The 26637-nt window shown below is 60.8% G+C and carries 27 protein-coding genes and 1 pseudogene; 23 read left to right on the top strand and 5 right to left on the bottom strand.

The features are described 5' to 3' along the window. Positions 1-6 precede the first annotated feature (6 nt). The 7 genes from AB4N80_RS14060 to araH all read left to right on the top strand — a co-directional run bounded on the left by AB4N80_RS14060 (position 7) and on the right by araH (position 7307). Positions 7-567 (top strand): DUF1285 domain-containing protein, encoded by a 561-nt coding sequence (locus tag AB4N80_RS14060; RefSeq protein ID WP_122565879.1) that lies wholly within the window; start codon positions 7-9, stop codon positions 565-567. 288 nt (positions 568-855) lie between these two features. Next, entirely contained in the window at positions 856-1602 is a 747-nt protein-coding gene (locus AB4N80_RS14065; protein WP_003204233.1) for a FadR/GntR family transcriptional regulator, read from the top strand. Beyond that, positions 1599-2474 (top strand): SMP-30/gluconolactonase/LRE family protein, encoded by an 876-nt coding sequence (locus AB4N80_RS14070; RefSeq protein ID WP_305467868.1) that lies wholly within the window; start codon positions 1599-1601, stop codon positions 2472-2474. Before AB4N80_RS14065 ends, AB4N80_RS14070 begins: the two co-directional genes overlap by 4 nt. A 236-nt stretch (positions 2475-2710) precedes the next feature. Further along, a complete protein-coding gene (locus AB4N80_RS14075) occupies positions 2711-3529 on the top strand; it encodes an SDR family oxidoreductase (protein WP_053186253.1) in 819 nt (272 codons plus the stop codon). 174 nt (positions 3530-3703) lie between these two features. After that, a complete protein-coding gene (locus tag AB4N80_RS14080; protein ID WP_122565877.1) occupies positions 3704-4708 on the top strand; it encodes a substrate-binding domain-containing protein in 1005 nt (334 codons plus the stop codon). A 75-nt stretch (positions 4709-4783) separates the two neighbouring features. Then, entirely contained in the window at positions 4784-6328 is a 1545-nt protein-coding gene (araG, locus tag AB4N80_RS14085) for an L-arabinose ABC transporter ATP-binding protein AraG (protein WP_122565876.1), read from the top strand. Positions 6329-6338: 10 nt separating this feature from the next. Next, a complete protein-coding gene (gene araH, locus AB4N80_RS14090; RefSeq protein ID WP_025214842.1) occupies positions 6339-7307 on the top strand; it encodes an L-arabinose ABC transporter permease AraH in 969 nt (322 codons plus the stop codon). A 149-nt stretch (positions 7308-7456) separates the two neighbouring features. Here araH and AB4N80_RS14095 read toward each other — a convergent pair whose 3' ends face one another. Both AB4N80_RS14095 and AB4N80_RS14100 read right to left on the bottom strand, forming a co-directional pair. After that, a complete protein-coding gene (locus AB4N80_RS14095; RefSeq protein WP_122566327.1) occupies positions 7457-7837 on the bottom strand; it encodes a Rho termination factor N-terminal domain-containing protein in 381 nt (126 codons plus the stop codon). 32 nt (positions 7838-7869) lie between these two features. Next, on the bottom strand, positions 7870-8220 hold the full coding sequence (locus AB4N80_RS14100) for a hypothetical protein (RefSeq protein ID WP_122566326.1): 351 nt from the start codon (positions 8218-8220) through the stop codon (positions 7870-7872). Between the two features lie 189 nt (positions 8221-8409). Between AB4N80_RS14100 and AB4N80_RS14105 the strand changes: the two genes are divergently transcribed. Then, a complete protein-coding gene (locus AB4N80_RS14105; RefSeq protein ID WP_014339485.1) occupies positions 8410-8892 on the top strand; it encodes a GNAT family N-acetyltransferase in 483 nt (160 codons plus the stop codon). Positions 8893-8895: 3 nt separating this feature from the next. Here AB4N80_RS14105 and AB4N80_RS14110 read toward each other — a convergent pair whose 3' ends face one another. After that, positions 8896-9528, bottom strand: a complete 633-nt coding sequence (locus tag AB4N80_RS14110; protein ID WP_122566325.1) for a glutathione S-transferase family protein — start codon at positions 9526-9528, stop codon at positions 8896-8898. A gap of 188 nt (positions 9529-9716) precedes the next feature. On the opposite strand from AB4N80_RS14110, the gene AB4N80_RS14115 reads away from it, so the two are divergent. From AB4N80_RS14115 to AB4N80_RS14135, 5 genes are all read left to right on the top strand, one after another. Then, positions 9717-10697, top strand: coding sequence for a 2-dehydro-3-deoxygalactonokinase (locus AB4N80_RS14115; protein WP_122566324.1), 981 nt, complete (start codon positions 9717-9719; stop codon positions 10695-10697). Positions 10698-10716: 19 nt separating this feature from the next. Then, complete coding sequence (locus AB4N80_RS14120; RefSeq protein WP_122566323.1) at positions 10717-11337, top strand: 2-dehydro-3-deoxy-6-phosphogalactonate aldolase; 621 nt, start codon at positions 10717-10719, stop codon at positions 11335-11337. A 49-nt stretch (positions 11338-11386) separates the two neighbouring features. Beyond that, positions 11387-12535 carry a galactonate dehydratase gene (gene dgoD, locus AB4N80_RS14125; protein WP_003179439.1) on the top strand — a complete coding sequence of 383 codons (1149 nt, stop codon included), beginning with the start codon at positions 11387-11389 and terminating at the stop codon, positions 12533-12535. Positions 12536-12771: 236 nt separating this feature from the next. Beyond that, positions 12772-14082 carry an MFS transporter gene (locus tag AB4N80_RS14130; RefSeq protein ID WP_305467861.1) on the top strand — a complete coding sequence of 437 codons (1311 nt, stop codon included), beginning with the start codon at positions 12772-12774 and terminating at the stop codon, positions 14080-14082. Between the two features lie 59 nt (positions 14083-14141). Beyond that, entirely contained in the window at positions 14142-14945 is an 804-nt protein-coding gene (locus AB4N80_RS14135; protein ID WP_058544290.1) for an IclR family transcriptional regulator, read from the top strand. A gap of 6 nt (positions 14946-14951) precedes the next feature. Here the strand turns inward: AB4N80_RS14135 and AB4N80_RS14140 are convergent, their stop codons facing one another. After that, positions 14952-16004, bottom strand: a complete 1053-nt coding sequence (locus AB4N80_RS14140) for an NAD(P)-dependent alcohol dehydrogenase (RefSeq protein ID WP_122566321.1) — start codon at positions 16002-16004, stop codon at positions 14952-14954. A gap of 179 nt (positions 16005-16183) precedes the next feature. On the opposite strand from AB4N80_RS14140, the gene AB4N80_RS14145 reads away from it, so the two are divergent. Beyond that, the gene (locus AB4N80_RS14145) at positions 16184-17074 is read left to right on the top strand and encodes an AraC family transcriptional regulator (RefSeq protein ID WP_122566320.1); all 891 of its coding nucleotides are present in this window, start codon (positions 16184-16186) and stop codon (positions 17072-17074) included. A gap of 182 nt (positions 17075-17256) precedes the next feature. On the opposite strand, the gene AB4N80_RS14150 is transcribed toward AB4N80_RS14145, so the two are convergent. Then, positions 17257-18921, bottom strand: coding sequence for an electron transfer flavoprotein-ubiquinone oxidoreductase (locus AB4N80_RS14150; protein ID WP_122566319.1), 1665 nt, complete (start codon positions 18919-18921; stop codon positions 17257-17259). A gap of 543 nt (positions 18922-19464) precedes the next feature. Here AB4N80_RS14150 and AB4N80_RS14155 point away from each other — a divergent pair. The 9 genes and pseudogenes from AB4N80_RS14155 (at position 19465) to AB4N80_RS14195 (ending at position 26501) form a co-directional block, all read left to right on the top strand. Next, complete coding sequence (locus AB4N80_RS14155; protein ID WP_028620627.1) at positions 19465-20214, top strand: electron transfer flavoprotein subunit beta/FixA family protein; 750 nt, start codon at positions 19465-19467, stop codon at positions 20212-20214. A gap of 2 nt (positions 20215-20216) precedes the next feature. Then, on the top strand, positions 20217-21146 hold the full coding sequence (locus AB4N80_RS14160) for an electron transfer flavoprotein subunit alpha/FixB family protein (RefSeq protein ID WP_460082569.1): 930 nt from the start codon (positions 20217-20219) through the stop codon (positions 21144-21146). Positions 21147-21237: 91 nt separating this feature from the next. Then, positions 21238-22062 (top strand): type 2 periplasmic-binding domain-containing protein, encoded by an 825-nt coding sequence (locus tag AB4N80_RS14165; protein ID WP_122568633.1) that lies wholly within the window; start codon positions 21238-21240, stop codon positions 22060-22062. Between the two features lie 9 nt (positions 22063-22071). Continuing rightward, on the top strand, positions 22072-22431 hold the full coding sequence (locus AB4N80_RS14170; protein WP_003204190.1) for a DUF4398 domain-containing protein: 360 nt from the start codon (positions 22072-22074) through the stop codon (positions 22429-22431). After that, complete coding sequence (locus AB4N80_RS14175) at positions 22428-23237, top strand: OmpA family protein (protein ID WP_122568634.1); 810 nt, start codon at positions 22428-22430, stop codon at positions 23235-23237. The genes AB4N80_RS14170 and AB4N80_RS14175 overlap by 4 nt, the downstream gene beginning before the upstream one ends. 200 nt (positions 23238-23437) lie before the next feature. Next, positions 23438-24880 (top strand): aminotransferase-like domain-containing protein, encoded by a 1443-nt coding sequence (locus AB4N80_RS14180; protein ID WP_122568635.1) that lies wholly within the window; start codon positions 23438-23440, stop codon positions 24878-24880. 85 nt (positions 24881-24965) lie between these two features. Further along, positions 24966-25444 (top strand): annotated as a pseudogene (locus AB4N80_RS14185) (translation initiation factor 2). 148 nt (positions 25445-25592) lie between these two features. Next, positions 25593-25847 carry a YkgJ family cysteine cluster protein gene (locus AB4N80_RS14190; RefSeq protein ID WP_122568637.1) on the top strand — a complete coding sequence of 85 codons (255 nt, stop codon included), beginning with the start codon at positions 25593-25595 and terminating at the stop codon, positions 25845-25847. A 45-nt stretch (positions 25848-25892) separates the two neighbouring features. Next, complete coding sequence (locus tag AB4N80_RS14195; RefSeq protein WP_305490885.1) at positions 25893-26501, top strand: START domain-containing protein; 609 nt, start codon at positions 25893-25895, stop codon at positions 26499-26501. The last annotated feature ends 136 nt before the right edge of the window (positions 26502-26637 follow it).

The following is a 26637-nucleotide window of genomic DNA, read 5'->3' on the forward strand; positions in this document are numbered from 1 at the left end:
GTCACCATGAGCGGACCGCAAAAAGCCAATGACTTGCTGGGGCAGATCCCCAAGACCAAAGGCCTGCCGCCGGTCCACTTGTGGAACCCTGACTTCTGCGGTGACATCGACATGCGCATCGCCCGGGACGGTACTTGGTATTACCTGGGCACGCCCATCGGGCGAAAGCCGATGGTCAAGCTGTTCTCCACCATCATCCGCCGCGACGGCGATGATTACTTCCTGATTACCCCTGTGGAAAAAGTCGGCATCAAGGTCGACGACGCGCCGTTTGTGGCCGTGACCCTTGAGGTCGAAGGGCAGGGGGAAGGGCAGTTGTTGCGTTTCACCACCAATGTCGAGGAAATCACTGAGGCCGGCGCCGAGCACCCGTTGCGGGTGGTGATCGATCCCCAGACCCAGGAACCGGCGCCCTACGTGCATGTGCGCAGCAATCTCGAAGCGCTGGTCCATCGCAATGTGTTCTACCAACTGGTGGAGCTGGCGGTCAGCCGCGAGATCGACGGGCAGCGTTGGTTGGGCGTGTGGAGCGGCGGCGAGTTTTTCCCCATCGGCCTGGAGCCCTGATCCTCTGTAGGAGCGGTGGTTGATCCAACACCTGTGTTGGCTGGATGATCGCTATCGCGAGCAAGCTCGCTCCCACAGTGAATTTGGGGTGCCTGCAATATCTGTGGGCGCCACCAAACCCTGTGGGAGCGAGCTTGCTCGCGATGACGGCAGCATTATCAACATCTCCTGAGCTGACCCACCGCTATCGGCTCGCTCCCCCAGGTGGGCTGCGTAAAAATTAAAATTGACACCCAATCGTATGATGATTAGCGTGGGCCTCCAATAAGAGTGGCCCGCGGGGTTTTCATGTCCAGCAGTTTTCATGCGTCGACCGTCGATTGGCTGGGGGGCTGGATAGCCGCTGGCCAGGTCAAGCCTGGGCAAACCATCAAGGTCGAGGCGGACTTGGGCGAGCAACTGGGCGTCAGTCGCACGGTGATTCGCGAGGCGATCAAGACCCTGGTCGCCAAAGGCATGCTGGAAGTCGGGCCGAAAGTCGGCACGCGGGTGTTGCCGGTGCGCCGTTGGAACCTGTTCGATCCCCAAGTGGTGGGCTGGCTGTCACGCAGCGGCCTGCCGGAAAACTTCGTCGATGACTTGCTGGACCTGCGCCGTACCATCGAGCCCATGGCGGTGCGCTGGGCCTGCGAGCGGGCCACCGCCGATCAGGTGCAGGCGATCCGCCTGGCCTACCATGCGCTGGAGCGGGCGGTGGACAGCGGCGCCGATTACAACCGCGCCGACCAGTTTTTCCATGAGTGCATCCTGGCCGCCAGCCATAATCAATTCATCGAACAAATGGTCCCGGCCCTGGGGGCGCTGCTGGCGGTGTCGTTCGAGGTGTCGGCGGCCGACCCCGATGAACTGCGCCGCACCTTGCCCATCCACAAGGACATCGCCGACGCCATCGCCGCCCGTGACGCGGCGCGTGGCGTCTGGGCCTGCATGACCCTGATCGATAACGCTGACCTGGCGATCAAACGCTTTTACCCCAATGTCATGGCCGGTCGAACAGACGCCGCCGGGCAAGCCGGGAACGGGAGGTTTCAATGAAGTGGACGGCTGTGACGGAACACCGGGCGAGGTTGGGCGAAGGACCCTTCTGGGATGCGCCGACCCAAGCGTTGTATTGGGTCGATATTGCCGGCAAGCAGGCCCTGCGGCTGATCGGCGCCAATGTGGAGATCTGGCAGATGCCCGAGCATGTCTCCGCCTTCATACCGACCCAGAATGGCGACGCCTTGGTGACCCTGAGTAGCGGTGTCTACCGCCTCGATCTTGATTCGCCGGGCCTGGAACCGCGCCTGACGCTGCTGCGCATGGCTGACCCCCAGCCCGGCAATCGCGCCAACGAGGCCCGTTGCGACCCCCTGGGTCAACTCTGGCTTGGCACCATGCAGAACAACATTGGTGCCGAAGGCGAGGACTTGCCGATCGAGCACCGCTCCGGCGGCCTGTTTCGCATCGGGAGTGATGGCCGGGTCCAGCCCCTGTTGCGCGGGCTGGGCATTCCGAACACCTTGCTCTGGAGCCCTGATGGCACCACGGTGTATTTCGGCGACAGCCTGGATGGCACGTTGTATCGGCACTTTATTTACCCGGAAGGCAACCTGGCGCCTGCCGAGGTCTGGTTCGGCCCGCATCCGCGTGGCGGTCCGGATGGCTCGGCGATGGATGCCCGAGGCTATATCTGGAACGCCCGCTGGGACGGCAGTTGCCTGCTGCGGCTGACCCCGAATGGCCAGGTCGATCGGGTGATCGAACTGCCTGTCAGCCGCCCGACCAGTTGTGTGTTCGGCGGTGAAGACCTCAAGACGTTGTACATCACCAGCGCGGCGAGCCCGGTGGGTCATCCGCTGGACGGTGCCGTGCTGTCGATGCGTGTTGACGTGCCGGGCGTGGCGTGTACGAGGTTTGCTGGATGAATCCCAAAATATGGGATGTAAATATATATATTGAGATTGTTTGGCGGCCGGGTTTATAGTCGGCTCCATCGGCAATACGCACTCACACTAAAAAAACAAAACAGGTGAAGTGATGCAACGATCTTTCCCCGTACGCCCCGGTGGCGTACGCCGGCCACTGTTCTTTCAAGCGCCTTCGCGCCGGTCATCCGTGGATGCCCGGTTTTTGTCGTGCCCGCACGCAGGAGCCTTTAGCCATGGCTGAGCCCTTGGTCTTGCCACCCGTGCCGGAGCCACCCAAGGGCGAACGCCTGAAGGACAAGGTCGTGCTGTTGACCGGTGCCGCCCAAGGCATTGGCGAAGCCATCGTCGCGGCGTTCGCTTCGCAACAAGCCCGGCTGGTGATCAGTGATATCCAGGCGCAGAAAGTCGAGGCGGTAGCCGCCCATTGGCGTGAACGCGGCGCCGATGTGCAAGCATTGCAGGCCGATGTGTCGAAGCAGCAGGACTTGCAGGCCATGGCCCGTCGCGCCGTCGAGCTGCACGGTCGCATCGATGTGTTGGTCAACTGCGCCGGCGTCAATGTCTTCCGTGACCCGCTGGAAATGACCGAAGAGGACTGGCGTCGCTGTTTCGCCATCGACCTGGATGGCGCCTGGTACGGCTGCAAGGCGGTGCTGCCACAGATGATCGAGCAGGGCGTGGGCAGCATCATCAACATTGCCTCCGTGCATTCGTCCCACATCATTCCCGGCTGTTTCCCTTACCCGGTGGCCAAGCACGGCCTGCTCGGCCTGACCCGCGCCCTGGGCATCGAATACGCACCCAAAGGGGTACGCGTCAACGCCATCGCCCCGGGTTACATCGAAACCCAACTGAACGTCGACTACTGGAACGGCTTTGCCGATCCCCATGCCGAACGCCAGCGTGCGCTGGATCTGCACCCGCCACGGCGTGTCGGGCAACCGATCGAAGTGGCAATGACGGCCGTGTTCCTGGCCAGTGACGAAGCACCGTTTATCAATGCCTCATGCATCACCATTGATGGAGGACGTTCGGTCATGTACCACGACTGAATATTCCTGGGTTGCAGTGGGAAACTTCGCCTGTAATCCAATCATCATACGATATGACTATTTAGGCCTATGCTGTGTAGCAACTTGATGTAACCGCCCAGCCTGCGTATTTCCACCGTCGGTGGAGCAGACCCTGGACGTTTGGCTTTCAATAAAAAAAACAAGGAGTCAACTATGAAACATCGTCGTGGGATCCGTTCCCTGTGTCGCGCCGCCCTGGCGGTTACCGCAGTCAGCCTCAGCAGCAGCTTGCTGGCGGCCGATCCCGTAAAAATCGGTTTCCTGGTCAAACAGGCTGAAGAGCCTTGGTTCCAGACCGAATGGGCGTTCGCCGAGAAGGCGAGCAAGGACAAAGGCTTTGAGTTGATCAAGATCGCCGTGCCTGATGGCGAGAAGACCCTCTCGGCCATCGACAGCTTGGCCGCCAACGGGGCCAAGGGCTTTGTGATCTGCCCGCCGGACGTATCCCTCGGCCCGGCCATCATGGCCAAGGCCAAGCTCAACGATCTCAAGGTGATTGCCGTGGACGACCGCTTTGTCGACGCCAGCGGCAAGTTCATGGAAGACGTGCCGTACCTGGGCATGGCCGCGTTCGAAGTGGGTCAGAAGCAAGGTCAGGCCATGGCCGCTGAAGCGAAAAAGCGCAACTGGGACTGGAAAAACACCTACGCCGTGATCAGCACCTTCAACGAGCTGGACACCGGCAAGAAGCGCACCGACGGTTCGGTCGATGCCCTGAAGAAGGCCGGGATGCCGGAAGACCACATCCTTTATTCGCCGCTCAAGACCCTCGACGTACCCGGCAGCATGGACTCCGTCAACTCGGCGTTGGTGAAGCTGCCAAGCGGCGCGACCAACCTGATCATCGGCGGCATGAACGACAACACCGTGCTGGGCGGCGTACGCGCCACCGAAGCGGCCGGGTTCAAGGCGGCCAATGTGATCGGTATCGGTATCAATGGCACCGATGCCATCGGTGAATTGAAAAAGCCTAACAGCGGCTTCTTCGGTTCGATGCTGCCAAGCCCGCACATCGAAGGCTACAAGACCGCCGAAATGATGTACGAGTGGATCACCACCGGCAAGGAGCCGCCGAAGTACACCGCCATGGACGAGGTGACGCTGATCACCCGGGAGAACTTCAAGCAGGAGCTGGAAAAGATCGGCCTGTGGAACTGACGGCCGGTTGATTCAAAAGCGGCCCTGGTCACATGAGTGGCGGGGTCGCTTGATCTCTGTAAGTTCGAGGTGGTTATGCAAGCGCAAACAGCGACACGGCAACACAACATCGGCGGCAGCTTGCGGTTCAACGGGATCGGCAAATCCTTTCCCGGCGTGCAGGCGCTGGCCAATATCAGTTTCGTCGCACATCCGGGGCAGGTGCATGCCTTGATGGGCGAGAACGGCGCGGGCAAGTCCACGTTGCTGAAGATCCTCGGTGGTGCCTACATCCCGAGCAGCGGTGACCTGCAGATCGGCGAACAGACGATGGCCTTCAAAGGCACCGCCGACAGCATCGCCAGCGGGGTGGCGGTGATTCACCAGGAACTGCACCTGGTGCCGGAAATGACCGTTGCTGAAAACCTGTTTCTCGGCCATTTGCCGGCGCGTTTCGGCTTGGTCAATCGTGGCGTGCTGCGCCAGCAGGCGTTGACGCTGCTCAAAGGCCTGGCCGACGAGATCGATCCGCAGGAAAAAGTCGGTCGCCTGTCCCTCGGCCAGCGCCAATTGGTGGAAATCGCCAAGGCCTTGTCCCGTGGCGCCCACGTCATTGCCTTCGACGAACCCACCAGTAGCCTGTCGGCCCGGGAAATCGACCGTTTGATGGCGATCATCGCCCGCTTGCGAGACGAGGGCAAAGTGGTGCTGTACGTCAGCCACCGCATGGAAGAAGTGTTCCGCATCTGTAATGCGGTGACGGTGTTCAAGGACGGTCGTTATGTCCGGACCTTCGAGGACATGAGCGAGCTGACCCACGATCAGTTGGTCACGTGCATGGTCGGTCGCGACATCCAGGACATCTATGATTACCGCCCTCGGGAGCGCGGTGATGTGGCGCTGCAGGTGAAGGGCCTGCTGGGGCCGGGCTTGCGCGAACCAGTGAGCTTCCAGGTGCACAAGGGCGAGATCCTCGGCTTGTTCGGGCTGGTCGGTGCCGGTCGTACCGAGCTGTTTCGCTTGCTCAGTGGCCTGGAGCGCCAGAGCGAGGGAAGCCTCGTGCTGCACGGCAAGGAATTGAAATTGCGTTCGCCCCGGGATGCCATCGCCGCTGGCGTGCTGCTCTGCCCGGAAGATCGCAAGAAGGAAGGCATCATCCCGTTGGGCAGCGTGGGCGAGAACATCAACATCAGTGCGCGCCCGGCTCATTCCACCCTTGGCTGCCTGCTGCGCGGTGATTGGGAGCGGGGCAATGCCGACAAGCAGATCAAGTCGCTGAAGGTGAAGACCCCGGCGGCCAGCCAGAAAATCATGTACCTGTCCGGCGGCAATCAGCAGAAGGCGATTCTCGGTCGCTGGCTGTCGATGCCGATGAAAGTCCTGCTGCTGGATGAACCGACCCGTGGCATCGACATCGGCGCCAAGGCGGAGATCTACCAGATTATCCACGACCTGGCGGCCGACGGCATCGCGGTGATTGTGGTGTCCAGCGACCTGATGGAAGTGATGGGCATTTCCGACCGAATCCTGGTGCTCTGCGAAGGGGCCATGCGCGGCGAGCTGCCGCGTGATCAGGCCAATGAATCCAACCTGCTGCAACTGGCGCTGCCGCGCCAACGCGTTGCCGACGCGGCGAACTGAGAGGTAAATCATGACCATTCAAAACAATGCACTGCCAACGGCACGCAAACCCCTGGACCTGCGCCGTTTCCTGGATGACTGGGTCATGCTGCTGGCGGCCATCGGTATTTTCGTGCTCTGCACCTTGATGATCGATAACTTCCTGTCGCCGCTGAACATGCGCGGCCTGGGCCTGGCGATTTCCACCACCGGCATCGCCGCGTGCACCATGTTGTATTGCCTGGCGTCCGGGCACTTCGACTTGTCGGTCGGTTCGGTGATCGCCTGTGCGGGCGTGGTCGCGGCGGTGGTGATGCGCGACACCAACAGCGTATTCCTGGGTGTCAGCGCGGCGCTGGCGATGGGGCTGATCGTCGGCCTGATCAACGGCATCGTCATCGCCAAGCTGCGGGTCAACGCCTTGATCACCACCCTGGCGACGATGCAGATTGTCCGGGGCCTGGCCTACATCTTTGCCAACGGCAAGGCGGTGGGTGTGTCGCAGGAATCGTTCTTCGTGTTCGGCAACGGCCAATTATTCGGTGTGCCGGTGCCGATCCTGATCACCATCGTCTGCTTCCTGTTTTTCGGTTGGCTGCTGAACTACACCACCTACGGGCGCAACACCATGGCCATCGGTGGCAATCAGGAAGCGGCGTTGTTGGCAGGGGTGAACGTCGATCGTACCAAGATCATCATCTTCGCCGTGCATGGCTTGATCGGCGCCTTGGCCGGGGTGATCCTGGCGTCGCGCATGACCTCAGGCCAACCGATGATCGGCCAGGGCTTCGAGCTGACCGTGATCTCGGCCTGCGTACTGGGCGGGGTGTCGTTGAGCGGCGGCATCGGCATGATTCGTCACGTCATCGCCGGCGTGCTGATTTTGGCGATCATAGAAAACGCGATGAACCTGAAGAACATCGACACCTTCTACCAATACGTCATCCGCGGCTCGATCCTGTTGCTGGCGGTGGTGATTGACCGCTTGAAGCAACGCTGAAGCCAGAAATCGCTGGCGACTGATCTACTGCTATCGCGAGCAAGCTCGCTCCCACAGGTTTTTTGTGTCAGGGCCCTGAACCTCGGCACAGCACAGACCCCCTGTGGGAGCGAGCTTGCTCGCGATAGCGTCCTCCCTGATGCCAACCATCACCCCGCCTTGCGCAACGCTTCGACCAACTCCTGTTTGCGCATCTTCGAACGCCCGGGAATATTTTTCGCCCGGGCCTCCTTCATCAGGCTGTCCACGGTCTGGGTTCCATGGGAGGCTTTGCTGGTGCGCGGGTGACCTTCGCGGGTCTTGGCGGCGCGGCGGGCTGATTCCTTGCGGTCGGTTTTCTTGGCCGTCGCCGGTTTTTCCTTACCTGAGCTACCGGAGCGCTCGCCGCCACCGGACTGCTTGTTCACCGTCGCCCAGGCCCGTGCCTCGGCTTCGTTCTCGGACACACCTTTTTTCTCGTAACTCTTTTCAATGTGTTCGGCCTTGCGCTTTTGCTCAGCGGTGTATTTGTCTTTGCTTCCACGAGGCATGGGATGTTCCTCCTCAACTGTCCGGGCAGAGGCTACTGGCTGGCGGCGCCACCTTCAGAGCCCGAACCACCGGTCGTGGTTTTCGAGCCCACCCCGGTCTCGGCGTTATCAGGCGCGGTCGAGTCCGGCGTATTCATGCCACCCTGGCGCCCCGTGTCATTCCCCTGCACGCGCGGATCGGTGCCGGTGCTGGCCGGTGGCTGGCCATTGTTCAGGCCTCCGCCGCCGTTGCCGTCGGTGTTCAACTTGGGCAGGCCTTGCGTGGCGGGGGAGTTGGACTGCTCCACGGGGTCGGTCGGCCCGGTGCCCGAGGTAGAAGCCGCGAAAGCCACCGAGGACAGCAGCGCGGCGAAGGTGAATGCAGTCAGCCTTGAAGTGATCATGGTGTCGCCTCCATTTTTTAGAATGCTTACCTGGTCTTGGGCCGTGGCGGTTTGGGGTTGGTGCCTGGGGCGCGACGAATGGCATTTTGGAAAGAGGCTGGCGTCTGCGATCAAATAGTTGGATCGGGATGTGACGAGCGGCACCTGGCGGCTTAGTATGGCGCTTTCAATTGGCTACAAGGCCTGTTCATGTCGATCGAGATCCGTCCCGCGCAACCCAGCGATGCGCCTCAAATCCTTGCCTTCATCACCGAGTTGGCCGATTACGAAAAGGCCCGCCACGAAGTCATCGCCAGTGTGGCCGACATCGAGCGCAGCCTGTTCAGTGAAGGCGCGACTGCCCACGGGCTGATCTGCCTGCGTGATGGCGTGCCGATCGGTTTCGCGGTGTTCTTCTTCAGCTATTCCACCTGGCTGGGCAGTAACTGCCTGTACCTGGAAGACCTGTACATCACACCCGAACAGCGCGGCGGCGGGGCAGGGAAGACGCTGTTGCGGCATCTGGCGAAGATCGCCTGTGACAACGATTGCGGTCGCTTCGAATGGAGCGTGTTGGACTGGAACACGCCGGCCATCGAGTTCTACAAATCCCTCGGCGCGCAACCACAGGAAGAGTGGGTGCGCTACCGAATGGACGGCAAGGTGCTACGGGATTTCGCGAACGGCAATTGAGATTCACGAGTAGGCGTTGGATGCGTACTCGGCAAATCCGGGGCGCTGTTCGAGCCGCTTGCAATAAGCGGTCACCGCTGGATAGTCCGGGCGTTCCATGGGCGTCTGGCGCCAGCGGTGGGCGGACAAGCCAATGAGCACGTCCGCGAGGGAAAATGCCGTACCGGCCACGTAGGCGCCGGTGCGGTTCAACTGCTGCTCCAGCAAACCCATCTTCTCGTTCCAGCCTTTGACGCCGGCAGCGATGAGTTGTGGGTCCTGGAAATCCGGGTGTTTGCGCACAAGTCCGTAGAATGCATCACCCCATGACGGGTTGAGTTCTGTGGCTTGCCAGTCCATCCACTGCTCGACACGCGCCCGGGCGGCAGGTTCGACGGGCAGCAGATCGCTGCGCCCATGCTTGCCCACCAAATAGCGGCAAATGGTGTTCGACTCCCAGAGCACGCCATTCTCATCAATGATCACTGGCACCTGGGCATTGGGATTCAAGGCCAGGAATGCCGGGTCATGGGTCGAGGCAAAGCCGATGCCCCAGTCTTCGCGCTCGTAGGCGATGTCCAATTCCTGGCAGGTCCACAACACTTTTCTGACGTTGATCGAGGAAGTGCGACCGAGGATTTTCAGCAGTTGTCCCATCACTTTTTCCCTAGTTGTTTGGCGTCCGGTCAGAAAACGTAGCAGGGTCTTGGGCGGATGGCGATTGGCTTTGTCGTTCGCGGATTTTATCCCAATATATGGGAGTGATATTTATATATTGAGATTATGTCGCGCCCGGGTTTATAGTCCGTTTCACTCACTGCCAAAAAACAGAACAGGTGAAGCGGATGCAGGCGCAATTGATCGCGCTCGATTGGGGGACCACCTCATTACGGGCTTACAAACTCGCAGCCGGTGGCGAGGTGCTCGAGCAGCGTTCGCTGTCATCGGGGATCATGCAGTTGCCCTCCGGGCCGCGAAGCGTGGCCGGTCGGGTGTGCATCGACGGTTTCGAACTGGCCTTCGACGAGGCCTGCGGCGACTGGCTCGACGCACAGCCGGGCTTGCCTGTGATTGCCTGCGGCATGGTCGGCAGTGCCCAGGGCTGGCGTGAAGCGCCGTACTGCGACACACCCGCCAACGTCGCCAATCTCGGACATTCCCTACAAACCGTTCGCAGCCTTCGCGGTGTCGATGTGCACATCGTACCGGGGGTGATTCAGCGCTCACGCTTGCCCAATGTCATGCGCGGCGAAGAAACCCAAGTGCTCGGTGCCTTGCACAGCCTGCCGGACGAAGCGGTGCTGATCGGCCTGCCCGGCAGTCATTCGAAATGGGTAGAAGTGGCCGATGGCTGCATCGTGCATTTCGATACCTTCATGACCGGCGAGATCTTCGCCGTGCTCAGCGACCACAGCATTCTCGGCCGTACCCAGCAACGGAATGTGACGTTCGATGGCGCGGCGTTTGATCGCGGCGTGCAGGTGGCGTTATCGGTAGACGGCCAGATCGGTCCGTTGTCCACCGTGTTCAGCGCCCGCAGCCTGGGCTTGACCGGCGAGCTGGCGGCCAGCGCCCAGGCGGACTACCTCTCGGGCCTGTTGATCGGCCATGAACTGACGGCGTTGGCCGAGGTACAGCGCCGGCGCCGCGACAGCCTGCACCTGCCGACGGTGGTGCTGATCGGCAACTCCCAACTCTGTGTCCGTTATCAACGGGCCCTCGACGCCTGCGGCTTCGCCCGGGTGGTCCTGGCCGAACAGGCCACCGAACGCGGTTTGTGGCAACTGGCCGTGGCGGCCGGGTTGCTCGATTCCACCGCCCCCTGAACCTGACTGGAGGTCTGACATGCTCACACAAGCACTGGCGCACAACGGGCTGATCGCGATCCTGCGGGGTCTGCGTCCCGAAGAGGCGGCGGCCATCGGCGAAGTCCTGTACAGCGCAGGATTTCGCGTCATCGAAGTACCGCTCAATTCCCCCGAGCCGTACGAAAGTATCCGCATCCTGCGCAATACCTTGCCCGCTGATTGCCTGATCGGTGCCGGCACCGTGCTCACGCCGGAACAGGTCGAGCAGGTGAGAGCCGCCGGTGGTCAAGTGATCGTCATGCCCCACAGCGATCCGAAGGTGCTGCGCGCGGCGAAAGCGGCGGGCTTGTACCTGTCGCCAGGCGTCGCCACGCCCACCGAAGCCTTTGCCGCATTGGCCGAAGGCGCCCATGTGCTGAAGATGTTTCCCGCCGAGCAAATGGGCCCGGCGGTGGTCAAGGCCTGGCTCGCGGTGCTGCCGGCCGGGACCGTGCTGGTGCCGGTGGGCGGGATCACACCGGACAACATGGCGGTGTTCGTCGAGGCTGGCGTCAAGGGTTTCGGCCTCGGCTCCGGGCTGTTCAAGCCGGGCCTGACAGCGGATGAAGTGGCGGTACGCGCCAAGGCCTACGTGGCCGCATGGAATGCCTTGAACTGAAGACTTTTCCAGCGCTCCGTGCGCTGCATCTGACAAGAGAGACAACAAGATGAAAATCACCAAGCTGACCACGTTTATCGTTCCGCCGCGCTGGTGCTTCCTCAAGGTCGAAACCGACGAGGGCGTGACCGGTTGGGGCGAGCCCGTGGTCGAAGGCCGTGCCCACACGGTGGCGGCTGCCGTTGAGGAATTGTCCGACTACCTGATCGGCAAAGACCCACGCAACATCGAAGACATCTGGACCGTGCTCTATCGCGGCGGCTTCTACCGCGGTGGTGCTATTCACATGAGCGCCCTGGCCGGCATCGACCAGGCGCTGTGGGACATCAAGGGCAAGGCCCTGGGCGTGTCGGTCAGTGACCTGCTGGGTGGCCAGGTGCGGGACAAGATCCGTGTGTATTCGTGGATTGGCGGCGACCGGCCGGCAGATACCGCCCGGGCGGCGAAAGAGGCGGTGGCGCGGGGCTTCACGGCGGTGAAGATGAACGGCACCGAAGAGCTGCAGTTTCTCGACACCTTTGAAAAAGTCGACCTGGCCCTGGCCAACGTGGCGGCGGTGCGCGATGCCGTCGGGCCGAACGTCGGCATTGGCGTGGACTTCCACGGTCGTGTGCACAAACCGATGGCCAAGGTGCTGATGAAGGAGCTCGACCCGTACAAACTGATGTTCATCGAAGAGCCGGTGCTCAGCGAAAACTACGAAGCCCTCAAGGAGTTGGCGCCGCTGACCAGCACCCCGATTGCCCTGGGCGAGCGGTTGTTCTCGCGCTGGGACTTCAAACGGGTGCTCAGCGAAGGCTACGTGGACATCATCCAACCGGATGCGTCCCACGCCGGCGGCATCACCGAAACCCGCAAGATCGCCAACATGGCCGAAGCCTACGATGTAGCGCTGGCGCTGCACTGCCCGCTGGGCCCGATCGCCCTGGCGGCGTGCCTGCAACTGGATGCGGTCTGCTACAACGCGTTTATCCAGGAGCAAAGCCTGGGCATCCACTACAACGAGAGCAACGACCTGCTGGATTACATCAAGGACCCGCAGGTGTTCGACTACGACAAGGGTTTCGTGAAGATCCCCAATGGTCCGGGCCTGGGTATCGAGATCAACGAGGAATACGTCATCGAACGCGCCGCCATCGGCCACCGCTGGCGCAACCCGATCTGGCGCCATGCCGATGGTAGTTTTGCCGAGTGGTGAGTCACGCCTGATCCACCCAAAGTCCCTGTGGTCCTGTGGTGAATGCAAAGCTCATGCGCACCCCAGGTCCCCTGTGGGAGCGAGCTTGCTCGCGATGGCAATGTATCAGTCACACATGCACCAACTGACACACCGTCATCGCGAGCAAGCTCGCTCCCACAGTTTGATCTTCGCAAGCAGGGAGATCTTCTTCGATGCGCCCGTTTCCTCAATAAACATAAAAAGAGGCACCTCACATGCAAGCGCACACCCTGAGCGCGCAAGCGTCGTTGGTGACGCCCAGCCGCAAGCGTTTTTTCATCATGGTCCTGCTGTTCATCACCGTGGTGATCAATTACCTGGACCGCAGCAACCTCTCGATTGCCGCCCCTGCGCTGACCAGCGACCTGGGCATCGACCCGATCCACGTCGGGCTGATTTTCTCGGCGTTCGGCTGGACCTACGCCGCCATGCAGATCCCCGGTGGCTGGCTGGTGGACCGGGTGCCACCGCGTATTCTCTACAGCGTGGCATTGCTGTTGTGGTCGGTGGCCACGGTGATGCTGGGGTTCGCCGCCAGTTTCATCGCGCTGTTCGTGCTGCGCATGGCGGTGGGTGCCCTGGAAGCGCCGGCTTATCCGATCAACAGCCGCGTGGTGACCACCTGGTTTCCCGAGCGCGAGCGGGCCACGGCCATCGGTTTCTACACCTCCGGACAGTTTGTCGGCCTGGCCTTCCTGACGCCGGTATTAGCCTGGCTGCAACACGCCTTTGGTTGGCACATGGTGTTTGTCGCCACGGGCGCGGTGGGCATTCTCTGGGCGCTGATCTGGTACGCGGTGTATCGCGAGCCCCGGGATTTCAAAGGTGCCAACGCTGCCGAAATCGAATTGATCCGCGAAGGCGGCGGGCTGGTGGATATCCAGGCCGATACCGCCAAGGCCAAGGCGAAATTCAGCTGGGCGGACCTGGGGATCGTCCTGACCCAGCGCAAACTGTGGGGCATTTACCTCGGTCAGTTCTGCCTCAACTCCACGCTGTGGTTTTTCCTGACATGGTTCCCGACCTACCTGGTGAAATATCGCGGCATGGACTTCATCAAGTCCGGCCTGCTGGCGTCGTTGCCATTTCTCGCGGCGTTCGTCGGCGTGTTGTGTTCCGGGTTCTTCTCCGACTGGTTGATCCGTCGTGGTGCCACGGTGGGGTTCGCGCGCAAGCTGCCGATCATCGGCGGGTTGCTGATCTCGACCTCGATCATCGGCGCCAACTTTGTCGAGTCGACGCCGCTGGTGATCGCTTTCCTGGCCCTGGCGTTCTTCGGCAATGGCCTGGCGTCGATCACCTGGTCGCTGGTCTCGACCTTGGCGCCGGCACGACTGCTCGGGCTGACCGGCGGGGTGTTCAACTTCATCGGCAACCTGGCGGCCATCGCCACGCCGATCGTGATTGGCTTCCTCGCCAGCGGCGATTCATTCGCCCCGGCCATTACCTATATCTCTGTCCTGGCATTGGCTGGCGCGCTGTCCTACATCCTGCTGGTCGGGAAGGTCGAGCGCATCGAGTTGTAGTCCTACGGGGCGGGCGACCATAATGCCGCCCGTTTCCCGCTCACTGTTGAAGGCCGGCTATGCAGCAAGACGATCCAAAAATCACCAAGGACGCCGCGCCCACAGGCACGCAAACATTGCTGCGTGGCCTGGGCGTGGTCCAGGCGGTCGCCAGCGGTGCTCGTGACTTGAAGGAAATCGCCCGGCTGATCGGCACCACCCGCAGCACCACCCATCGCCTGGCCAGTTGCCTGGTGGACGAACGTTACCTGCGCGTGGTGCCGCAAGTGGGTTACCTGTTGGGGCCAAAGTTGATCGAGCTGGGCTTCCAGGCCCGGGAAGAGTTGCCGCTGGTGAGCCTGGCGGGGCCGTACCTGGACGAGCTGTCGGCGCTGACCGGAGACACTGTTCACCTGGCGATTCGCGAGGGCGACGAAGTCTTGTACCTGCTGAAGAATCCGGGGCGTAACGGCCCGGAAATGCGCTCGCGCGTAGGCCATCGCATGCCGTTGGCGCGCACCGGGATCGGCAAGGCGCTGATGCTCGATGACACTCAGGAACAATGGAAGCGGCTGTATGAAATCAGCCTCCCGGCGGGTGGGAAGAATCAGTTCTGGCCCCAGCATCAGGAGCAATCCTGGGAACAGTTCCAGCAACGGATGGTGGAGTACGTGGCGGGGGGCTATGCCTTCGACCTGGAAGACAACGAACCGTCGATTCGCTGTGTGGCGGCGCCGATCCGTGACGCCGGCAAGCGTATTGTCGCCGGTATCAGCATCGCCAGCACCGTGCCGTACATGCCGCTGGAAAAGATGGCCGAGCTGATTCCCCTGGTCAAAGGGGTCACAGCCCGGCTGTCGGCGGAACTGGGTGCCAAGGTCTGACGAACGTCAGGCCTTGAGCGTCGCCATGTCGATGACGAAGCGGTACTTCACGTCGCCTGCGATCATGCGGCTGTAGGCCTCGTTGATCTGGCGAATGTCGAGCATTTCAATGTCGCAGCTGATGTTGTGTTCGGCGCAGAAATCCAGCACTTCCTGGGTTTCTGCGATACCGCCGATCAACGAGCCGGCCAGGACACGGCGACCCATGATCAGTTTTGCCGCGTGTACCGGCGGATCGATCGGCTCGACCAGACCCACGATGATGTGCACGCCGTTGAAACGCAGCGTGTCGAGGTAGGGGTTGAGGTCGTGCTGCACCGGAATGGTGTCCAACAGGAAGTTGAAACGTCCGGCTGCGGCAGCCATCTGTTCGGCGTCGGTGGACACGATCACGTGGTCCGCGCCTTGGCGACGAGCCTCGTCAGCTTTGCTGGCTGAGCGGGTGAAGAGCGTCACTTCTGCGCCCATGGCCTTGGCGAACTTGATGCCCATGTGGCCGAGACCGCCCATGCCTAGCACGCCGACCTTGTCACCGGCCTTCACGCCATAGTGCTTGAGGGGTGAGTAGGTGGTGATGCCGGCGCAGAGAAGCGGCGCGGCGCTGGCCGGGTCGAGTGCGGCCGGGATGCGCAGCACAAAGTGCTCGTTAACCACGATGCTGTTGGAGTAACCGCCCATTGTGTGGCCGCCGCTCACGCGGTCCGGGCTGGCGTAGGTCTGGGTCATGCCTTCGAAACAGTATTGCTCCAAGTCAGCGTGACACGCTTCGCACTCGCGGCAGGAGTCGACCATGCAGCCTACGCCCACCAGGTCGCCAACCTTGTAGCGGGTGACGTCCGCGCCGACGGCGGTGACTTTGCCGATGATCTCATGGCCGGGCATCAGCGGATAAACGGCGATGCCCCATTCATTGCGGGCCTGATGGATGTCGGAGTGACAGACACCGCAGTAGAGAATATCGATCGCCACATCGTCGGCTCGCGGGCTGCGACGCTCGAATTTCATGGGGGCGAGGGGAGTGGTGGCCGACTGGGCGGCATATCCGATGGCTGTGTACATGATGGACCTCGCTAAACAATGAACGGTGAGGCGTCCATTCTGGGAGTCCTGGCGACAGGCGGCGATGGCGATTCCTCCGCCTGTCATGCCTAATCCTCCGGTCTTGGCCAGGATTTGATCCTCTGTGGCGCGAGACCTGCGATGATGGTTTCATCCCCTTTTTCGTGAAGTTTTCACCCATGTTGTTGACCCGCCATCTCGATGCCAACGCCACGTTGGTTTCATTGATAGAACCCTTGGCGACCCGCGACGGTTTCGTCCCGACGCCACTGCCCGGCGTGCATACGCTTCGGGCCAGCCAGGACGTCGCCCGTGGCCCGCAGCTCTACGAGCCGAGCCTGGTGATCATTGCCCAGGGCAGCAAACTGGCGTACCTGGGGCCTCGCACGCTGGAATATGGCGCCGGGCATTATCTGATCCAGGCCTTGCCGGTGCCGTTCGAATGCGAAACCTACGCCATGCCCAATGCTCCACTGCTTGGGGTTTCCGTTGCGATCGATCGGGCGATGCTGGGGGAACTGGTGCTGGCCATGGGGCTGGTACCGGGTCGGAACCTGGCGCCGCAGACGCCGGAATCAATGACCTGCGCAGTGCTCGACGACGCCATGCGTGGGTGTGTTGAACGCTTGCTGCGCTGCTTGCACGATCCGTTGGAATGCCAGGTCATGGGCCAGGCACGGCTGCGGGAGTTGCTGTTCGTCGCGTTGCGCGGGCCCCAGGCCGATGTGCTGCGGGCACTGGTGGAGCAGCAAGGCCAGTTCGCCCGGATCGCCGTGGCCTTGAGTCATTTGCATGCGCACTTCACCGAGCCGCTGAACGTCGAGACCCTGGCCAGTTGCGCGAACATGAGTGCTTCGACCTTCCATGAGCATTTCAAGCGCAGCACCTTGCTGTCGCCGGTGCAGTACCTCAAGCGGCTGCGACTGCTCAAGGCTCAGCGGTTGCTGCTGATCGAGGGCATGGGCGTGGCCCAGGTTGCACATCAGGTGGGGTATCAGAGCCCGTCGCAGTTCAGTCGCGAGTACAAGCGCTATTTCGAGCGCAACCCCGGGGAAGAGCGCGTGGCGTGATCCACGCAAATCCCTTGTGGGAGCGAGCTTGCTCGCGATGGCGGTGTGTCAGCCGACATCTGTGTTGAATGATAAACCGCCATCGCGAGCGAGCTCGCTCCCACATTTGGACTGTGGTGTGCCTTGAAATGTAGGCAACAAAAAGGCCCCCATTGCGGGAGCCTCGATGTTCAGCGTGTGGCTTACATGTTCGGGTAAGTCGGCCCGCCAGCGCCTTCCGGCGATACCCAGGTGATGTTCTGTGCAGGGTCCTTGATGTCGCAGGTCTTGCAGTGAACGCAGTTCTGGGCGTTGATCTGGAAGCGCTTCTCGCCGTCTTCCTTGGTCACCACTTCGTACACGCCAGCCGGGCAGTAGCGCTGGGCCGGTTCGTCGTACAGCGGCAGGTTCTTGCTGATCGGGATGCTCGGGTCGGTCAGCTTCAGGTGGCAGGGTTGTTCTTCTTCATGGTTGGTACCGGAGATGAACACCGAGCTGAGTTTGTCGAAGCTGAGCTTGCCGTCCGGTTTCGGGTAGTCGATTTTCTTGCAATCGGCCGCCAGTTTCAGGCAAGCGTAGTCAGGCTTGTTGTCGTGCAGGGTGAACGGTATTTTGCCGCCGAAGATGTTCTGGTCGAGCCAGTTGAAGCCGCCACCGATGATCGCGCCGTATTTGTGGATCGCGGCACCGAAGTTGCGGCTGGCGAACAGTTCTTCGTACAGCCAGCTGTTCTTGAAGTTGTCGACGTAGGCGGTCAGTTCATCACCGCCTTCGGACTCGGCGAACAAGCGATCGGCCACGGCTTCGGCGGCGAGCATGCCGGATTTCATGGCGGTGTGGCTGCCTTTGATCTTGGCGAAGTTCAGGGTGCCGAGGTCGCAACCGATCAGCGCGCCGCCCTTGAAGACCATTTTCGGCAACGAGTTCAGGCCGCCCTTGCAGATGGCACGGGCGCCGTAGCTGACGCGCTTGCCGCCTTCCAGGTACTGCTTGAGCACCGGGTGATGCTTGAGGCGCTGGAACTCGTCGAACGGCGACAGGAAGGTGTTGCTGTAGGACAGGTCGATAATCAGGCCGACCACCACCTGGTTGTTTTCCAGGTGATAGAGGAAGGAGCCGCCGGTGTTCTCGGTGCCCATGATGTCCAGCGGCCAGCCAGCGGTGTGCACCACCAGGCCGGGTTGATGCTTGGCCGGATCGATTTCCCAGATTTCCTTCAGGCCGATGCCGTAGTGCTGGGCGTCGGCCTCGCTGTCGAGGTTGAAACGCTTGATCAACTGTTTGCCGATGTGACCACGGCAGCCTTCGGCGAACAGCGTGTATTTGCCACGCAATTCCATGCCGGGGGTGTAGAGGCCGTCCTTCGGGTGGCCTTCGCGGTCGACACCCAGATCGCCGGTGATGATCCCGCGAACCACGCCGTTTTCGTCGAACAGCGCTTCCTGGGCGGCGAAGCCCGGGTAGATTTCCACGCCCAGGTTCTCGGCCTGCTGGGCCAGCCAGCGGCACAGGTTGCCCAGGGAAATAATATAGTTGCCTTCGTTGTGCATGGTCTTGGGCACAAAGAAGTCAGGGATTTTGCTCGCGGCCTCGGCGTTTCTCAGGACATAAATGTCATCGCGAACGACGGGCGTGTTCAACGGCGCGCCGAGCTCTTTCCAGTCGGGGAACAGTTCGTTCAGGGCGCGGGGCTCGAACACCGCGCCGGAGAGAATATGCGCACCGACTTCGGAACCTTTTTCGACCACGCAGACGCTGATTTCCTTACCGGCTTCGGCGGCCTTCTGTTTCAGTCGGCAAGCGGCAGACAGGCCAGCGGGGCCGGCACCGACGATGACCACGTCGAATTCCATGTATTCGCGTTCCACAGGCTATCTCCTACTCAAGGCTCACAGTTTTTCTAATTGGAGGTTTGGCGTTGCATCCTTGTTTGCTTCGCAAAAAGCGACGAAATCGACAATGGATGAACCGCGGGTCTCTCTTAAGCGGCGCATTATATCTACACCACTCTCAGGGTCCAATACAAACGTTTGTTTGAAATTGCCGCAGCCCAGATAAATCACTGACGTACGGCTTATGACTGACCATTTTGCCGTATTGACCGGAATAGGCGTTCCGGTCAAGATACGGGCGGTTTTGCGCTCGCCGTAGGCTGACTGTTGGTTTCAAGAGCACCTCTAAAGACAGGGCGAAGGCAGCATAAAGTGACGTATTGCGCGGTTCCGAGGCGCAGTTTACACGCCGCGATAATGAATGACTCATCGGTCATCACTGACCAATGGTCTTCACTCCCGTGAGCAAGGTCATGTGTGGTTCATGCCGGCGTTTTTAGAGGTGCCCTTGCGCCCATGAGCATCAACCGCCAGGTTCGCCTAGGCGACTTTTTTTCACCGGAGAGTAACGAGGAATCCATGAAGGTTCTTGTAGCTGTCAAACGAGTGGTCGACTATAACGTCAAGGTTCGCGTCAAGGCGGACAACTCCGGCGTCGACCTCGCCAACGTCAAGATGTCGATGAACCCCTTCTGCGAAATCGCCGTGGAAGAAGCCGTACGCCTGAAAGAGAAAGGCGTGGCAACGGAAATCGTCGTCGTCTCCATCGGCCCGACCACCGCCCAGGAACAACTGCGCACCGCGCTGGCACTGGGTGCCGATCGCGCCATCCTCGTCGAATCCGCCGAAGACCTGACTTCCCTGGCCGTGGCCAAGCTGCTCAAGGCCGTAGTCGACAAGGAACAGCCACAGCTGGTGATCCTCGGCAAGCAGGCCATCGACAGCGACAACAACCAGACCGGCCAGATGCTCGCGGCATTGAGCGGCTACGGTCAGGGCACCTTCGCATCGAAAGTCGAAGTGTCCGGCGACAGCGTTGCCGTGACCCGTGAGATCGACGGCGGCGCGCAGACCGTTTCCCTGAAACTGCCGGCCATCGTCACCACCGACCTGCGTTTGAACGAGCCGCGCTACGCGTCCCTGCCAAACATCATGAAAGCCAAGAAGAAGCCGCTTGAAGTGCTGACTCCGGACGCTTTGGGCGTTTCCACCGCCTCCACCAACAAGACCGTCAAAGTCGAAGCGCCGGCTGCACGCAGCGCGGGCATCAAGGTCAAGTCGGTGGCTGAACTGGTCGAGAAACTGAAAAACGAAGCGAAGGTAATCTGACTATGACTATCTTGGTAATCGCCGAACACGATAACAAAGCGCTGGCTCCGGCCACGCTGAACACCGTTGCAGCCGCCGCCAAAATCGGTGGTGATGTCCACGTCCTGGTAGCCGGGCAGGGCGCTGGCGCCGTTGCCGAAGCCGCTGCGAAAATCGCTGGCGTGGCAAAAGTGCTGTCGGCCGACAACGCCGCCTACGCGCATCAGTTGCCGGAAAACGTTGCTCCGCTGGTCGCCGAGCTGGGCAAGGGTTACAGCCACATCCTGGCTGCCGCCACCTCCAACGGCAAGAACATCCTGCCGCGCGTGGCCGCCGCACTGGACGTCGACCAGATCTCCGAAATCATCTCGGTTGAAAGCGCCGACACCTTCAAGCGCCCGATCTACGCCGGCAATGCCATTGCCACCGTGCAATCGAACGCTGCGGTCAAGGTCATCACCGTGCGTGCCACCGGTTTCGACCCGGTTGCCGCCGAAGGTGGTTCGGCTGCCGTTGAAGCAGTCGCTGCTGCTCATGACGCCGGCATCTCCAGCTTCCTCAACGAAGAATTGGCCAAGTCCGACCGTCCTGAACTGACCGCGGCCAAGATCGTCGTTTCCGGCGGTCGTGGCATGCAGAACGGTGACAACTTCAAGCACCTCTATGCCCTGGCCGACAAGCTGGGCGCCGCCGTCGGTGCTTCCCGCGCCGCGGTCGACGCCGGTTTCGTGCCCAACGACATGCAGGTCGGCCAGACCGGCAAGATCGTTGCGCCACAGCTGTACATCGCCGTCGGTATCTCCGGCGCGATCCAGCACTTGGCTGGCATGAAAGACTCCAAGGTGATCGTGGCGATCAACAAGGATGAAGAGGCGCCGATCTTCCAGGTGGCTGACTACGGCCTGGTAGCGGACTTGTTCGAAGCCATCCCTGAGCTGGAGAAGCTGGTCTAATCCGGCGTCTTCACTTATAAAGAGCCCGGCCCTTTGGCCGGGCTTTTTATTTTCTGCACTGTTTTTTTCGCTGCAAGGGGAGCATATCGCCATGGATCTGCGTCGTTTGACCGGCTGGTCGTTGCTGTGGACGTTGGCGCTCGTGCCGAGCCTGTCTGTCGCCGCCGGCAAATGTGAACGCCTGATCGCCACCGGCAGTCCGGATGCGCCACCTTACCTATGGCAAGACCCCCAGGACCCCAAGCACCTGATTGGCGCTGGCGCCGATCTGCTGGGGCACGTCGCGGCGGAGTTGGGGATCAAGATCGAATTGTTGTATGCCGGCAAGCGCGCCCAGGCGCTGGACGAAGTGCGCAGTGGACGCATGGACCTGCTCACCGACGCTCCGCTGACCGTCACCGGGCTGGAGGCGCTGGATTACGTCCATCCGCCCTTGCTGGAAAACGATTACCTTGTCTGGACCCGCCAGGACTCGACTTTGGTCATCAACCAGCCCGAGGATCTTCACGGTCATCCCGGCGCCTTGTCGGAAAAGTCTCGCATGACCCAAGGATTCGGCGTTTTTGCCGAGCAGAAATTGTCCTTGGTGCGCACGCCCAACCTGACCCAGGCCTTTCAGAAATTGCTGTTGGGAGAGGTGGAATATGTCCTGGCGGGGCGCTATTCAGGCCTGGCGATGGCGCAGACACTGGGGATGGCCAGCGACCTGCAAGCCGCGGCACAACCGGTGGACAAACCCGGGTTGTTCCTCGCGGTTTCCCATAACTCCGCCTGCAATGACCCATGGTTACGCGGACAGCTGGCGCAAAAGATGACAGAATTGGCCGCGTCCGGTCTGACGGAGGCTGTGTTGCAGCGCAATCTAGAGCGTTGGAACACACAGTTGCAGCCACCTGTCAGTGCCCCAAAACAGTAGGGAACATTAGTGACTATTCGACCTCTTTTCGCTGCCCTGGCCGTTCTGGCTCTGGCGGGCTGCGCAGCCGATCCGGCGCCGAATGAACAGATCCGCCTGACCGAACAGGCACTGGAGCAAGCCCGGGCCGTTGGCGCCACTGCCGACGAAGTGCCCGAATTGAAACTGGCTGAAGAAAAATTCGCCCGCGCCAAATCCAACATGGCCGACGAATCCTACAAGAAGGCGCGCATGCGGGCCGAACAGGCTGAACTCGACGCCCGCCTGGCCGAAGCGAAGGTGCTGACCCTCAAGAGCCAGGAGCAATTGAACGTGCTCGACACCCGCATCAAGCGCTTGCGCAAACAGTTGAGGGAGGACGCCCAATGAAGCACTCCCACGTATTGGGCGGTTTGGTCCTCGCCGGCCTGGCCAGCTTGTATGGCTGCGCCGGCCAACGCAGCGAAGCGGCACTCGAGCAGGCCAGCACCGATTTCCAGAAGGTCAAGGAAGACGCCAACGTGTTGCGTGCCGCACCCCGGGACTTGATCCGCGCCGGTGAATCCCTGGCTCGTGCCGATCGCTTGTCCAGCTACTGGGGCAGCGGCGAGGACGTGCAGCATTACGCCTACCTGAGCCAACGCTACAGTGCGATCGCCCGGGAACACAGTAACCAGGTGCTCAACGAAGAACGTGCGGCGAAGCTCGAACTGGAGCGCCAGCGCCTGCAGTTGGCCTTGCGTGAATCCAAGTTGCTGAGTGTGCAGCAGCAGGGCAAATGGCTCGAAGAGCAGATCATGGCGATGGCGACCACCCAGACCGATCGCGGCCTGGTGATGACCCTGGGCGACGTGCTGTTCGACACCGGTGAAGCGGAACTGAAGAACTCGGCCAACCGGGTCGTGCTCAAGATCGTGCAGTTCTTGCAGCTCAACCCCAAGCGCGTGGTGCGTATCGAGGGGTATACCGACAGTACCGGCGGCAAGCAGGAAAACCTCAAGCTGTCCCGCGACCGTGCACAGTCGGTAGCGGATGTACTGGTGGACCTGGGGATTGATGAAAAGCGCATTCAGGTCGAAGGCTATGGGGATGAGTACCCGGTGGACGTCAATGCTTCCGAGCGGGGCCGGGCACAGAACCGTCGCGTTGAAATTGTGTTCTCCGACGAAAAAGGCCAGCTCGGCGCCGCCCGCTAAGGGTTGCGTCACTGGAAAACCCGGCCCCTGTAACAGGCGCCGGGTTTTTTTGGCCCTGCAGTCGACGCAGGATGAGTACAGTTAGAGCTGTCACTCCACTGTACTGTCGAGTAATCTGGCAACTGTCCCAGTACACTTCTAAACTGTTCCGGTATCGTTTCCAACAAGAATAAAATGCCCGTGAAATCGAGTGCTGCGTCATGACCAACCTCCTGCTCTATCAACGTATTGCTCAACAGCTGGCTGAAGACATCCGGCGTGGTGTGTATCAGCCCGGTGAACGCGTGCCTTCGGTGCGCAAAATGAGCTCGCAGCTCAACGTCAGCCATGCCACGGTGCTGCAGGCCTACGCCAACCTTGAAGACCAGGGGCTGATTCGCGCGCGGCCGCAATCAGGCTACTACGTGCACCAGACGCCGGCCCTGACGGCACCGACGCCGGACATTGCCCGGGTAGAGCGTCCGGGGTTGGTGACGCGCAGCAGCATCATCCAGCAGGTATTGGTCGAGTCGCGACGCGAAGGGGTGTTCCCCCTGGGCGCGGCGGTGCCGAGCGTCGACTATCTGCCTGTTCGAGCCTTGCATCAGCAACTGGCCAAGGTCACGCGTTTCCACAGCCCACGGGCGTTCAGCTACATGTTCAGCCCGGGTTTCGAGCCGTTGCGCCGCCAAGTGGCGATTCGCATGCGCGATGCCGGTGTCGTGGTGGACCCTTCCGAGGTGGTGATCACCCACGGATGCGTCGATGCGCTGCAGATGTCCTTGCGGGTGCTCACGCGGCCGGGGGATTTGATTGCCGCCGAGTCGCCGACCTATTACGGCTTGCTGCAACTGGCGGATCTATTGGGCCTCAAGGTCATCGAGATCCCCAGCGATCCGGTCACTGGTATGAGCCTGGAAGCCTTGCAGTTGGCGGCCAACCAGTGGTCGATCAAGGCGCTGGTGCTGACCACGCGCCTGAGCAATCCGCTTGGTGGCACCATGCCGGAAGAACGACAAAAGCAACTGCTGCGCCTGGCGTCGGACTTCGACATCCAGATCGTCGAGGACGATATTTATGGCGAGTTGATGTTCGAGCAGGGGCGTACCAAGGCCCTCAAGGCCTATGACCGACTGGACCGGGTTATCTACTGTTCGAGTTTTTCCAAGACCTTGTCGCCAGGAGTGCGCATCGGGTGGATGATCGCGGGGAAATTCCAGCAGGAAATCCAGCGGCTCCAGACCTTCAGCACTCACTCGGCGTGCAGCGTTACGCAGATGGGCATTGCCGCCTACCTGGAAAACGGCGGCTATGACCGGCACCTGCGCTATATCCGCCAGGAGTACCGCAAGAACCTCAGTGCCTTCCAACTGGCGGTGCAACAATACTTCCCCGAAGGCACGCAAATGAGCCGTCCCAACGGCGGTTTCATCCTGTGGGTCAGCCTGCCGGGGCGGGTCAATACCCAGGAGTTGCATGTGCGGGCGTTGCAACAAGGCATCAGTATCGCGCCTGGACTGATTTTCAGTAACACCGAGCAGTTCAACCACTGCATTCGCTTGAATTGCGGTACACCCTGGAACCGCGAGGCAGAGCGGGCCTTGATGACGCTGGGGTTGTTGGCGACGCAATTGTGTCAAGAGACCGCCAACGGGTTTCTATAGGAATCAGCGGCTTAGCTTGATGTGCTTGTCAGCGCCTCATTATCAGGCGAGCATGGGGATATCTGCCGTCAGTGCCGTTGTGTCTATGAAAGCCATTGTTCCTGTTGCCTGGGTTTTGATCGGCCTGTTCAGTGCCTTCCAAATGGAAGGCGTCGCCGTGGCGGCTCCGGCGCAGGAAAAACCGGCCGTTAGTGCCACGAAGAATGCGTCGAAAAAAACCGCGGTGGCCAAGAAGCCGTCCGCTAAAAAGGCGGTTGCGGCGAAGAAAAAAAGCGTGCCCCCATTGCTTCCAAGAGCAAATCCGCCCACCAGATCGCCAAGACTCCATTGCCACCGGCCAAGCTGGACCTGAGCCTGCCCCATGACATGGTCGAGGAACTGCAGCCTCCGGGTAAGGTACCGCTGCCCAAGCGGGAACCGCTCTTGCCGTCAATGTTCGGAGAGAAACCCGGACCGTTCCAGCTCAATGGCCGGTTGTTGAGCAATGAAATGCAACTGCCGTTGCGCAATCAGGAGCGCAACGAGGTGGAAGGTGCGGCACTGGATTTCGAGTTCAAGCAGTAAACCTTCCACAGGTATGCAGCTCGTCGCTGACCGTTCGGTCATCTCGCCAAGGGCAAAAAAACACGCAGACGGTAATTTAAAACGAGTGTTTTAGCCGTTACTCTGTGTGCTGTTATTCATCATTACCTGTCGTGAGGATGTTCTCGTCATGAAGTGCCGTGAAGGCTGTGGCGCCTGTTGCATCGCCCCTTCCATCAGCTCACCGATCCCTGGCATGCCCCAAGGCAAACCGGCGGGAGAACGTTGCGTGCAATTGTCAGTCGATAACCTGTGCCGGATCTTCGGCCAGCCGGGGCGTCCGGCGGTGTGCTCGGCATTTGAAGCCGACGTCGAGGTGTGCGGCAGCAGCAGTGAAGAGGCCATCCGGTTGATCGGTTGGTGGGAGCAAGTCACGGCAGCGTAGTGAACGGATCCGAAATGAACGAACTTGGACAATAAGGAAAAGACTATGGGTTCGCTGCATCGTATGGCTGTGTTGTGTGGGTTGACCGTGTTGCTGGCAACGGCCACCGCTCAGGCAGAGGACTGGCAGGTTGCCAAGGAGAAGGACGGCATCAAGGTTTCCCTCAGTGAAGTGACGGGCTCCAAGTACAAGGCCTATCGCGGCGTGACGGTGATGAAAACCACCATGGCCAAGTTGCGGAGCCTGCAGGAGGACGTTGCTGGCGCCTGCGCCTGGATCCATGAGTGCAAGAGCCAGAAACTGCTCAAGCACGAAGGCGACAAGAGCTGGACTTATACCCAATTCAACACGCCATGGCCGGTCACGCCTCGGGACTCGGTGCTGGAAGTCACCACCGAGGAGGGCGCGGACGGCAGCCTGACCCGCAAGCTCAAGGGCTTACCTGAGTATTTGCCTGAGGAGAAGGGCTTTGTGCGTGTGACAAAGGTCGACGGTTTCTGGAAGTTCACTCCCAAGGGCGCGGACCAGGTCGAAGTGATCTATCAAGTCCACACCGAGCCGGGTGGTAGCGTACCGTCCATGGTGGCTAACAAGTTTGTAGTGGATGCGCCGTTCAACACCCTCAAGGCCCTGAAGGAACGCGCCGAAAAGTGATTGGCCAGGTTGCACAAAAGAGACCGCCCTTGAGGCGGTCTTTTCATGTGTGCCGTCCAGGCATCCAGCGGAACGATTATCCGGCCCTCAATGTCGAGATAAAGGTAAGCCAGGCCCTGAATTGATCAAGGAGACA

The organism is Pseudomonas sp. H3_A02, from assembly GCF_054671965.1.

What these genes read in the sequence shown, in the direction of transcription:
- AB4N80_RS14060 (WP_122565879.1), top strand. Translation starts at nt 7, where the DNA reads ATGAGCGGACCGCAAAAAGCCAATGACTTGCTGGGGCAGATCCCCAAG.
- AB4N80_RS14065 (WP_003204233.1), top strand. Translation starts at nt 856, where the DNA reads ATGTCCAGCAGTTTTCATGCGTCGACCGTCGATTGGCTGGGGGGCTGG.
- AB4N80_RS14070 (WP_305467868.1), top strand. Translation starts at nt 1,599, where the DNA reads ATGAAGTGGACGGCTGTGACGGAACACCGGGCGAGGTTGGGCGAAGGA.
- AB4N80_RS14075 (WP_053186253.1), top strand. Translation starts at nt 2,711, where the DNA reads ATGGCTGAGCCCTTGGTCTTGCCACCCGTGCCGGAGCCACCCAAGGGC.
- AB4N80_RS14080 (WP_122565877.1), top strand. Translation starts at nt 3,704, where the DNA reads ATGAAACATCGTCGTGGGATCCGTTCCCTGTGTCGCGCCGCCCTGGCG.
- araG (WP_122565876.1), top strand. Translation starts at nt 4,784, where the DNA reads ATGCAAGCGCAAACAGCGACACGGCAACACAACATCGGCGGCAGCTTG.
- araH (WP_025214842.1), top strand. Translation starts at nt 6,339, where the DNA reads ATGACCATTCAAAACAATGCACTGCCAACGGCACGCAAACCCCTGGAC.
- AB4N80_RS14095 (WP_122566327.1), bottom strand. Translation starts at nt 7,837, where the DNA reads ATGCCTCGTGGAAGCAAAGACAAATACACCGCTGAGCAAAAGCGCAAG.
- AB4N80_RS14100 (WP_122566326.1), bottom strand. Translation starts at nt 8,220, where the DNA reads ATGATCACTTCAAGGCTGACTGCATTCACCTTCGCCGCGCTGCTGTCC.
- AB4N80_RS14105 (WP_014339485.1), top strand. Translation starts at nt 8,410, where the DNA reads ATGTCGATCGAGATCCGTCCCGCGCAACCCAGCGATGCGCCTCAAATC.
- AB4N80_RS14110 (WP_122566325.1), bottom strand. Translation starts at nt 9,528, where the DNA reads ATGGGACAACTGCTGAAAATCCTCGGTCGCACTTCCTCGATCAACGTC.
- AB4N80_RS14115 (WP_122566324.1), top strand. Translation starts at nt 9,717, where the DNA reads ATGCAGGCGCAATTGATCGCGCTCGATTGGGGGACCACCTCATTACGG.
- AB4N80_RS14120 (WP_122566323.1), top strand. Translation starts at nt 10,717, where the DNA reads ATGCTCACACAAGCACTGGCGCACAACGGGCTGATCGCGATCCTGCGG.
- dgoD (WP_003179439.1), top strand. Translation starts at nt 11,387, where the DNA reads ATGAAAATCACCAAGCTGACCACGTTTATCGTTCCGCCGCGCTGGTGC.
- AB4N80_RS14130 (WP_305467861.1), top strand. Translation starts at nt 12,772, where the DNA reads ATGCAAGCGCACACCCTGAGCGCGCAAGCGTCGTTGGTGACGCCCAGC.
- AB4N80_RS14135 (WP_058544290.1), top strand. Translation starts at nt 14,142, where the DNA reads ATGCAGCAAGACGATCCAAAAATCACCAAGGACGCCGCGCCCACAGGC.
- AB4N80_RS14140 (WP_122566321.1), bottom strand. Translation starts at nt 16,004, where the DNA reads ATGTACACAGCCATCGGATATGCCGCCCAGTCGGCCACCACTCCCCTC.
- AB4N80_RS14145 (WP_122566320.1), top strand. Translation starts at nt 16,184, where the DNA reads ATGTTGTTGACCCGCCATCTCGATGCCAACGCCACGTTGGTTTCATTG.
- AB4N80_RS14155 (WP_028620627.1), top strand. Translation starts at nt 19,465, where the DNA reads ATGAAGGTTCTTGTAGCTGTCAAACGAGTGGTCGACTATAACGTCAAG.
- AB4N80_RS14160 (WP_460082569.1), top strand. Translation starts at nt 20,217, where the DNA reads ATGACTATCTTGGTAATCGCCGAACACGATAACAAAGCGCTGGCTCCG.
- AB4N80_RS14165 (WP_122568633.1), top strand. Translation starts at nt 21,238, where the DNA reads ATGGATCTGCGTCGTTTGACCGGCTGGTCGTTGCTGTGGACGTTGGCG.
- AB4N80_RS14175 (WP_122568634.1), top strand. Translation starts at nt 22,428, where the DNA reads ATGAAGCACTCCCACGTATTGGGCGGTTTGGTCCTCGCCGGCCTGGCC.
- AB4N80_RS14180 (WP_122568635.1), top strand. Translation starts at nt 23,438, where the DNA reads ATGACCAACCTCCTGCTCTATCAACGTATTGCTCAACAGCTGGCTGAA.
- AB4N80_RS14190 (WP_122568637.1), top strand. Translation starts at nt 25,593, where the DNA reads ATGAAGTGCCGTGAAGGCTGTGGCGCCTGTTGCATCGCCCCTTCCATC.
- AB4N80_RS14195 (WP_305490885.1), top strand. Translation starts at nt 25,893, where the DNA reads ATGGGTTCGCTGCATCGTATGGCTGTGTTGTGTGGGTTGACCGTGTTG.